Origin of the sequence: Dolichospermum lemmermannii CS-548, assembly GCF_028330815.1 — a bacterium.
In the GTDB taxonomy this organism is placed as follows: Bacteria; Cyanobacteriota; Cyanobacteriia; order Cyanobacteriales; family Nostocaceae; genus Dolichospermum; species Dolichospermum lemmermannii.
The window spans coordinates 20,918-28,783 of record NZ_JAQMTJ010000314.1; the positions used below are offsets into that span (position 1 = coordinate 20,918).

At 38.6% G+C, this 7,866-nt stretch carries 8 protein-coding genes and 1 pseudogene; 4 read left to right on the forward strand and 5 right to left on the reverse strand.

Translation table 11 applies throughout. The features are described 5' to 3' along the window. Positions 1–169: 169 nt before the first annotated feature. On the forward strand, positions 170–940 hold the full coding sequence (locus tag PN450_RS22505) for a hypothetical protein (RefSeq protein WP_271837610.1): 771 nt from the start codon (positions 170–172) through the stop codon (positions 938–940). Here PN450_RS22505 and PN450_RS22510 read toward each other — a convergent pair. The 4 genes from PN450_RS22510 to PN450_RS22525 form a co-directional block, all read right to left on the reverse strand. Then, the gene (locus tag PN450_RS22510) at positions 921–1,685 is read right to left on the reverse strand and encodes a WecB/TagA/CpsF family glycosyltransferase (protein ID WP_271837611.1); all 765 of its coding nucleotides are present in this window, start codon (positions 1,683–1,685) and stop codon (positions 921–923) included. The two genes, PN450_RS22505 and PN450_RS22510, sit on opposite strands and share 20 nt — an antisense overlap. Before the next feature lie 99 nt (positions 1,686–1,784). Beyond that, positions 1,785–2,396 carry a TIGR04282 family arsenosugar biosynthesis glycosyltransferase gene (locus tag PN450_RS22515; RefSeq protein WP_271837612.1) on the reverse strand — a complete coding sequence of 204 codons (612 nt, stop codon included), beginning with the start codon at positions 2,394–2,396 and terminating at the stop codon, positions 1,785–1,787. After that, positions 2,393–3,097, reverse strand: coding sequence for a 16S rRNA (uracil(1498)-N(3))-methyltransferase (locus tag PN450_RS22520; RefSeq protein ID WP_271837613.1), 705 nt, complete (start codon positions 3,095–3,097; stop codon positions 2,393–2,395). Before PN450_RS22520 ends, PN450_RS22515 begins: the two co-directional genes overlap by 4 nt. A gap of 149 nt (positions 3,098–3,246) precedes the next feature. After that, complete coding sequence (locus tag PN450_RS22525) at positions 3,247–3,990, reverse strand: tetratricopeptide repeat protein (RefSeq protein ID WP_271837614.1); 744 nt, start codon at positions 3,988–3,990, stop codon at positions 3,247–3,249. A 486-nt stretch (positions 3,991–4,476) separates the two neighbouring features. Here PN450_RS22525 and PN450_RS22530 point away from each other — a divergent pair, with 486 nt between their 5' ends. The 3 genes from PN450_RS22530 (at position 4,477) to PN450_RS22540 (ending at position 7,679) form a co-directional block, all read left to right on the forward strand. Beyond that, positions 4,477–5,790: a pentapeptide repeat-containing protein gene (locus tag PN450_RS22530; protein ID WP_148766496.1), complete on the forward strand. Its 1,314-nt coding sequence runs from the start codon at positions 4,477–4,479 to the stop codon at positions 5,788–5,790. Positions 5,791–5,981: 191 nt separating this feature from the next. Further along, positions 5,982–7,169, forward strand: a complete 1,188-nt coding sequence (locus PN450_RS22535; RefSeq protein WP_271837615.1) for a C1 family peptidase — start codon at positions 5,982–5,984, stop codon at positions 7,167–7,169. Positions 7,170–7,256: 87 nt separating this feature from the next. Continuing rightward, positions 7,257–7,679 (forward strand): protease inhibitor I42 family protein, encoded by a 423-nt coding sequence (locus tag PN450_RS22540; RefSeq protein WP_271837616.1) that lies wholly within the window; start codon positions 7,257–7,259, stop codon positions 7,677–7,679. Here PN450_RS22540 and PN450_RS22545 read toward each other — a convergent pair. Beyond that, positions 7,660–7,866, reverse strand: a pseudogene (locus PN450_RS22545) (hypothetical protein); the annotation flags it as partial. The gene PN450_RS22540 and the pseudogene PN450_RS22545 sit on opposite strands and share 20 nt — an antisense overlap.

A 7,866-nucleotide genomic window follows, 5' to 3' on the forward strand; every position in this document is an offset into this window, starting at 1 on the left:
AAAGAAAAGTAAAATCGCCCAAACCCTCTTCACTCTTGCCTTTTGCCTTTGGTTACTGAGCGAAGTCGAAGTATTGCCTCTTGCCTAGTGCCATAACGACAATTTTTAATGCTAACCTACTTATCCAGAATTAAAGGATGAACAGGATGGAAACAGGAATTAAAATCACATGACTCGCTTTATACATGATCAATTTGCAAAACAATATCTAACAGAACTATTAACACCTTATGGAGAAGTAGAAACCAGCAAAGATATTACCGCAGAAGTTAGACAAATTGACCTATTATTTATGGGAGACATTAACCAACGAATTAGAGAAGCCAACGGCAGATTAAAAGCAAATTGTTTTGGGGTAACTATTGAGCAGATTGGGAGTAAATTGTATCTCAGAGCCACATTACCCCCAAAACCTTCATCTAGTAAAAGCAAACCCTATCAACAGAAAATTAGTATTACATCAGCTAATAATGAAGGAGTAAAAATTTCGGAACGTGAGGCTAAAAAATTAAGTATTCGACTTGATGCAAAAACTTTTGATTGGGCTGATTACATCGTTATCCCTGATAACGTGAAAACTATCGGCAGTTTGATATTAGATTTCGAGAAAGATTATTTCAATAGGAGAGAAAGAAATTTTAAAACTGAGACAACTTGGCAAGTAGAATATCAAACTGTTTTTAAAATTTTACCGGTCGATAAAATTTTAGATGCAGAAATTTGTAGACAAGCAATCTTATCTACAAAACCAGATACTAGAACCCGTCAACGCTTGTGTATGGTGTGTGGACTTTTAGCCAAATTTGCAAAAATCACTTTTGATCCATCGCCATACAAAGGTAATTACAGTCCAAAAAGTAGATCGCCGCGGTTGAGTTTGTCGTTCTTCGTTGTGAACTGTTTTCGTATTGCTGTTGAACTCAGAACTCCCAACGATTAACATCTTTCCTAGTCCAACGATAAATCAAGGATTTGTAAACGAACTCTGGTAAGGCTAACATTCGTTGCCACCGCCAAGGTTCTTGATATAGTCTATATAGCCATTCTAAATTATTGTTTGCTAACCAACGGGGAGCGCGAGTTTTTCTTCCTGACCAAATATCAAAACTACCACCAACACCTACCCAAATGGAGTGAGGACACAAATGACGGTGTTCAGCAATCCATAATTCTTGACGTGGTACTCCCAAACCAACAAATATTACTTGTGGCTGTAGTTGAGTCAGAGTTTGCAATAACTGTTGTTCTTCTGCTGGGGAATGATAACCAGAATGTGTGCCGGATATTTTGAGAGTGGGAAGTTGTTTTTCCCATAAATCTGCTGCTTTTTCGGCTATTCCTGGTGCGCCTCCATAGAAAAATATTGAAGCAGATGTTTGTTCTTGATCTATTATTTGTAAAAGGCTTTCTGCTAATTCAATTCCGGGAAACCGTTGCACTTTTTGTCCTAATAAATATTGTAAATAGAGAACTACTCCTGCGCCGTCGGGAATAACTAATTCAGCATTTTTAATGATTTTTGCTAATGGGAGATTGCGCTCTGCTTGCATAGTCATTTCGGCATTGAGGGTGACTACATGAGTCCCTTGACCTGCTTTTAAGCAATCTAATAACCAGTTTGGATAATTACTCATTATATGCACTGGTAAACCTAATACGGGAAATACTTGAGGGAATTTAAACATAGTTTCTTTAAAATCAGACTTTAGGCGGATGTTTGATAGAAGGTTAGTGTATCAAATTTTTTCCTGAATAAATAACAATAATTTGTCAAGGAAAACAGTTTAGGGGTTAAGATCCTCTGGACGATCAATATCTGCTAAAGATTGCAGATAGGCAATTGATAAATTTAACTTTTGAGCAATTTCTACTGTTTTTACGAATACTTGAGCAGTTCCCCAGGAAATATTCATAAATAATTCGGCTATTGGTTGTTGTAATCCAATTAAATAATAACCACCGTCCAGGGCTGGACCCAGGACAAGATTAAAAACCTCTAATTGCTCGAAAGCGGTTATTAAAATTTGCGAGTTTAGATCAGGGCAGTCTGTACCAATGATGATGACTCGTTCTGCTTTTTGATTAAACGCATTGATTAGCGATCGCTCCATTCTTTTACCTAAATCTCCCTCACCTTGAAATTGATATAGTAAATCATTTCCTAACCAATTTACCATTACTTGTAAATCGCCACCCGTAAACCGTATTTCTACAGATGTCTTAGACATTTTTTGTAATTCCTTAACCTGAGAAATAGTATCTTCAGTCATCTGCTTTTGTAAATTAGCAGCACCAACATCACCCAAAGCAGGTATTAACCGGGTTTTTGTTTTCCCTGGTTCTGGGTAGCGGGTAAAAATAATCAGATGTTGTTTTGACGGTTTTAAGGAGATCATTCAAAATATGCTGCTATTAAAGATATCGCAACTATGGGCGCGGTGACTGCGCGAAGAATCCGACGACCCAAGGAAATGGGCTGAAATCCTGATGCTATGGCTATTTCTAGTTCTTGATTTGTCCAACCTCCTTCTGGTCCAATGGCAATAATTATCTCATTTGCAGTTTTATTGATTACCTGCTGTAGATGAGGATAATCCCCACGGGCTTCACAGATATAACGATGAGTGGCAGTAGTTTCTTTTATGGCAGTGTTGAAAGCTACGGGTTGGAGGATGGTGGGAACAACAGCCCGTTCTGACTGTTCAGCGGCTTCTGAAGCTATGCGCTGCCAGCGTTCTAGTTTTTGGGGACTGGGATTTAATAGGGTGCGATCGCTCAAAACAGGTGCAATAGAAGTTACTCCTAACTCCGTACAACACCGGACAATTTCATCAAATCCATTTCCCTTTGGTAATGCCATCATCAAGGTAATAGCCACAGGTAATTCAGTTTTTACCTCCAGCGGTTCTAAAACCTCTCCCTGTTCCCCTTGTAACCGCGCTAACCACCATTTCCCCATACCATCCATGACAATAAATTTATCACCATCTCGCAAGCGCAATACCCGCAGCAAATAATGTTGTTGTTGAGGTGTTAATAAAAGCTGGTTGGCTTGAACTTGCTGGGGATGAATAGTAATGCGTTGAAGTTGTGACATAGGGGAGGAGTCAGGAGTCAGGAGTCAGGAGTCACCGAGTCAGGAGTCACCGAGTCAGGAGTCACCGAGTCAGGAGTCACCGAGTCAGGAAGAAGAAGAAGAAGAAGAAGAAGAAGTGGTGTTTGATAGCGCAGAATTAACTATTTTCGTTATTGTAATAATGCTTGAAACCGCTGTTCACCCCGAATTTTATCAAAATCCGGGTCAGTTTTCGCTAAGTTTTGATATTTTTTGGGGACAAATTGAATAGCTTTTTTGAGGTTATCAATTGCTAGTTCTAGATTATTTTGTAAGGCATAATTACAAGCTTTGTTATAATATGCTTGATGCAAATTAGGCTGGATAGTAATTGCTTGATTATAAGATGCTAAAGCTTCTTTGTAGCGTTGTAATTTAGTCAGAGCAATGCCTCGGTTAATCCAAGCCTCATGTTTATTAGAGTGAATAGCGATCGCTTCATTATAAGATCTTACAGCCTCTTCGTAATTTCGTAAAGCCGTTAAAGCATTACCACGATTGTACCAAGCTTCATCTTTATTTGGGCGAATAGCGATCGCCTTATCATAAGATTCTACAGCTTCTGGATACTGTTGCAACGCAATCAAAGCATTGCCGCGATTTACCCAAGTCTCCGCACTATCGGTTTTAATAGCTATCACCTGATTATATACCCCTAAAGCTTCTTGATAACGATGGGTATCTAACAAGCCATTTCCCTGTAGTAATAAATTTTCTGCTTTTTGACTATCTTGTACCTCTGTAATTAGTTGATTGACATTGCTTTCTTGAACAACTTGTTTGGTATTATCTGGTGAAGAATTTGCCAAATCACTACAGCCAATCGCCAAAAAACTGATTAAACTAGAGGCAATTAATTGTCGCCAAATTACCATACTGCACCTACAAAAATCATACAATTATCCTAAAACTGATGGGAAGTTAAAAGTCGTATCAAAATCAACTAATTGTGCTTAATTGTTGTTTGATTATGTAAACTCAAGATGAAGATTTGGATAAGGTTTTCATCAGAAGTTATGAATACAATACCATACTCGTAGTCAATAAATCAATTATTGGTAAGTACAAACTTAGCTGAACTAGATCAATCTGGGTTACTGACCCTAAAAAAGAATCATCCCACACAAAAATTTTAAATGATCTGTGATAAAATTGCCTGCTTGTTGCTTAATGGAGACACAGAATCATAATCATTGGTATTTATCTGCGTTTATCTGCGTTTATCTGCGGTCAAATATTCTAAAAATCTGATTTTATCCAGCTTCATCTTAATTTGGTATTAGAAGTATATAATACTGTAAATGTAAGTATTTTTACGGCGTGGAAATTTATAGTGAGACGATGGTAGGAAAATAAAAATTATGACAATTGAACCTGACTCATCTAACTCAGAAATAAATCAAGAAGATGAATTAGAAACTGGTGGTAGTGATCACTTATTACTAACAGAAGGATTAGAAAAAAAACAAATATCTGGACAATCTGCCTTCAAGACAAATATGATCAAAGGAACTGCGGTTCTGGTTGAGAGCAACTCCAGCCTGCAAACTGCTATCACCCCCAGAATTTTATTATTCACTAGTTTGGCGATCGCCACAACTATCATTAGTATTGTCATTAATAACTCATTTCTGGGCATTTTGGGAACTTTGGCAACCTTAGCGTTATCACTGTTCATCCTCTTTCCGTGGTTGCGAAATGTGATCCAAGAGTGGTTTTCACCTCAAGATAGAAATGTATTTGTGGGTTTAATAGGAGTAATAGTCGGAATAATTGGCTTATTCAGATTTACTAATTTAGGTAGTGGCTTACTGCGTTGGGGAAGAAGAGTTAACTGGGATGCCTCTGGTACTTTAGCAGAATGGTTTGGAGCATTGGGACAAATTGCCATTGCCATTATCGCCGTTTATGTAGCATGGCGACAATATGTAATTTCCAAAGACTTAACTATCCAACAAAACCTCCTGACTGTACAGCAAAATATCATTACCCAACAACAAACCATAGACTCCTACTTTCAAGGAGTTTCCGATTTAGTATTAGATGAAGAAGGATTATTAGAAGACTGGCCGCAAGAAAGAGCGATCGCTGAAGGACGCACCGCTGCTATATTTAGTAGTGTAGATGGCAGTGGTAAAGCCAAAATTCTGCGGTTTCTTTCCCGTTCCAAATTACTCTCTCCTCTCCAGCGCGATCGCCGACTAGGAAGAGCTATTCTAGATGGTAGTGGTGGTTATGCCGAAGATCGTTTAGAAGGAGTGCGCGTCATTGACTTAGGTGTCATGTTAGCAGGTGCAGATTTAGCCGACAATGATTTGCGCTGGACAGATTTAAGTGAAGCCAACCTCATTCGTGCTAATCTCAGCAATTGCGATTTAGTCAAAGCCAACCTTTCCCGCACAATCTTATATGATGCCAATTTGACCAACGCTGACTTAAACGGAGTGCGCCTATTTTATGGTTTACTAGAACAGGCATCCCCCCGCAGTCGCACCGAACCACCCAACTACGAAACAGGAGAACACACCGGCGCAGTTGTGGAAAATGCCGACTTCACCAATGCTCAAAGAATGTCCGAATCTACCCGTTACTATTGCTGTACCTGGTGTGGAGAAAAAACCAGACGGACAATTCCCGGTGGTTGTGAAGGAATTCCCAATAAATTAGGAAGATAAGAGTTAGGGAAGAAGCAAGAGGGAAGAATATCAACAAAAAAATGGTTCTTCCCAATTACCAATGACCAAAAATATTGGGAACTAAATCTATAAACCACAAGTCAACAGCCATACCCATCAATGGGTAAAAAAAACTCTTTAAAAAAAACAGACTAAACCTTAACTAATAAGTTTGAGGATAATTTAATTTGATGAAAAATTCCAAATTTCTGCAAATATCTAGTGCGGCTTTATTGAGTTTGGGAATCTTCCAAAACATAGCTTTTGCTCAACCAATTCAACGCCAAATAAGAATTCCCGCTTCTCAAACTGTAGAGAAAAATTTATCTCAAATAAAAATCAATCCCCTTTATCTTGAACGAGAACAAAAAGCTCCCTTAATCATTAAAAATCAAATACTGGAATTACGCCGTGATATCCAGTCAAAAAATCTAACTTTTGAGGTAGGTTACACCACAGCCTTAGATTATAAACTAGAGCAACTAGCCACCACCAAAGCACCAGATGATTTACCAACACAGGCTAATATCCAAAATGCCGTTGCTGCACAAATCTTAAATATTGATTTAGCCGAACGCGAAAAATTTGAACGCATTAATCCAGGAGTAATCCCTGAATTACAATTAATTAAAGCTCGTGGCTGCTTTGCTTCCGCAAAATCCTTTGATTGGCGGACTTTCAATAAAGTTACCCCAGTTCGGAACCAAGGAGGTTGCGGCAGTTGTTGGGCATTTGCTACCTTGGGAGCATACGAAGGTAGTAATCTAATTCGGAATAACACTGCTGCTGATGCTTCAGAACAGCAAATTATCAACTGGGGTGGTTCAGGTAGTTGTGGTGGTGGTTGGTGGTCTAAAGCATTTGATTATCTCATTAGCAAAGGCACAGCTACCGAAGCTACTGTACCCTATACCGCCACCAATAATCCCTACAACCCCAGCATAGACACTCCCTACCGTTCCATAGCCTGGGGATATGTTAAACCTGATGGTGGAATTCCCACAGTTGCAGAAATGAAACTGGCCATGTGTAAATATGGACCATTAACAGTTGCTGTGCGAGTTACTCCTGCTTTCCAAGGTTATGTTAGCGGCGTATTTAACGAACAAGCACAAGGACCTATTAATCATGGTGTCACCCTCATTGGTTGGGATGATCAAAAACAAGCTTGGTTAATCAAAAATTCTTGGGGTACAGGTTGGGGTGACAATGGTTATATGTGGATTGGTTATAACAGTAATAGCATCGGTTATGGCGCAGCTTGGACTCAAGCCAGAAGCAACTTCTATAAATTGTCTCCTGACTTGTTGAAAAAAATCAACATCTTCCAAATCAATCCAGAATTAATTAAAGTTAATTCCAAAAACATCTCTCGATAATTTTTTGATTTTAGGTTGGGTAAAGCGCAAGTTTTATCTAACCTAAATTGATTTTTTTGAATTCACTCGACAAGGTAGATTAAAATTATGACTTTTACCAAGCGAGTCTTTTTGATTATTTCTCTGCTAACTACCTTGACCATTATTTTTCAAGTTAGTAATGCTGCTACTCCTCCCATGTCTAACTCAGAAATCACTGTCAACGATACTAACAATAACAGTCAGATTATTATTCAAAAAGGTAATATTATGATTGTTGAATTGTTAACCAACCCAGGAACAGGCTATAGTTGGCAAATTATTAAAAATGATCCTGATAAACTCAAATCTTTGGGAGATTCAGTATTAAAACCAATAGAAGCAGAAGCCCCAGGAGCATCTGAAAATCAAGTTTTCCGGTTTTTAGCCCAAAATTCGGGCTTAACCATGCTAGAACTTCACTATTTACGTCCCTGGGAAAGAAATATTCTACCGTTAAAAACTTATAAAATTAACGTCCAAATTCGTTGACAATAAAAAGCATTTTCTCCTTCTTCCTTCTTTCTTCCTCCTTCTTCTTTCTTCCTCCTTCTTCTTTCTTCCTCCTTCTTCTTTCTTCCTCCTTCCTTCTTCCTTCTTTCTTCCTCCTGACTCCTGACTCCTGACTCCTGACTCCTGACTCCTGACTCCTGACTCCTGACTCCTGACTCCTGACTCC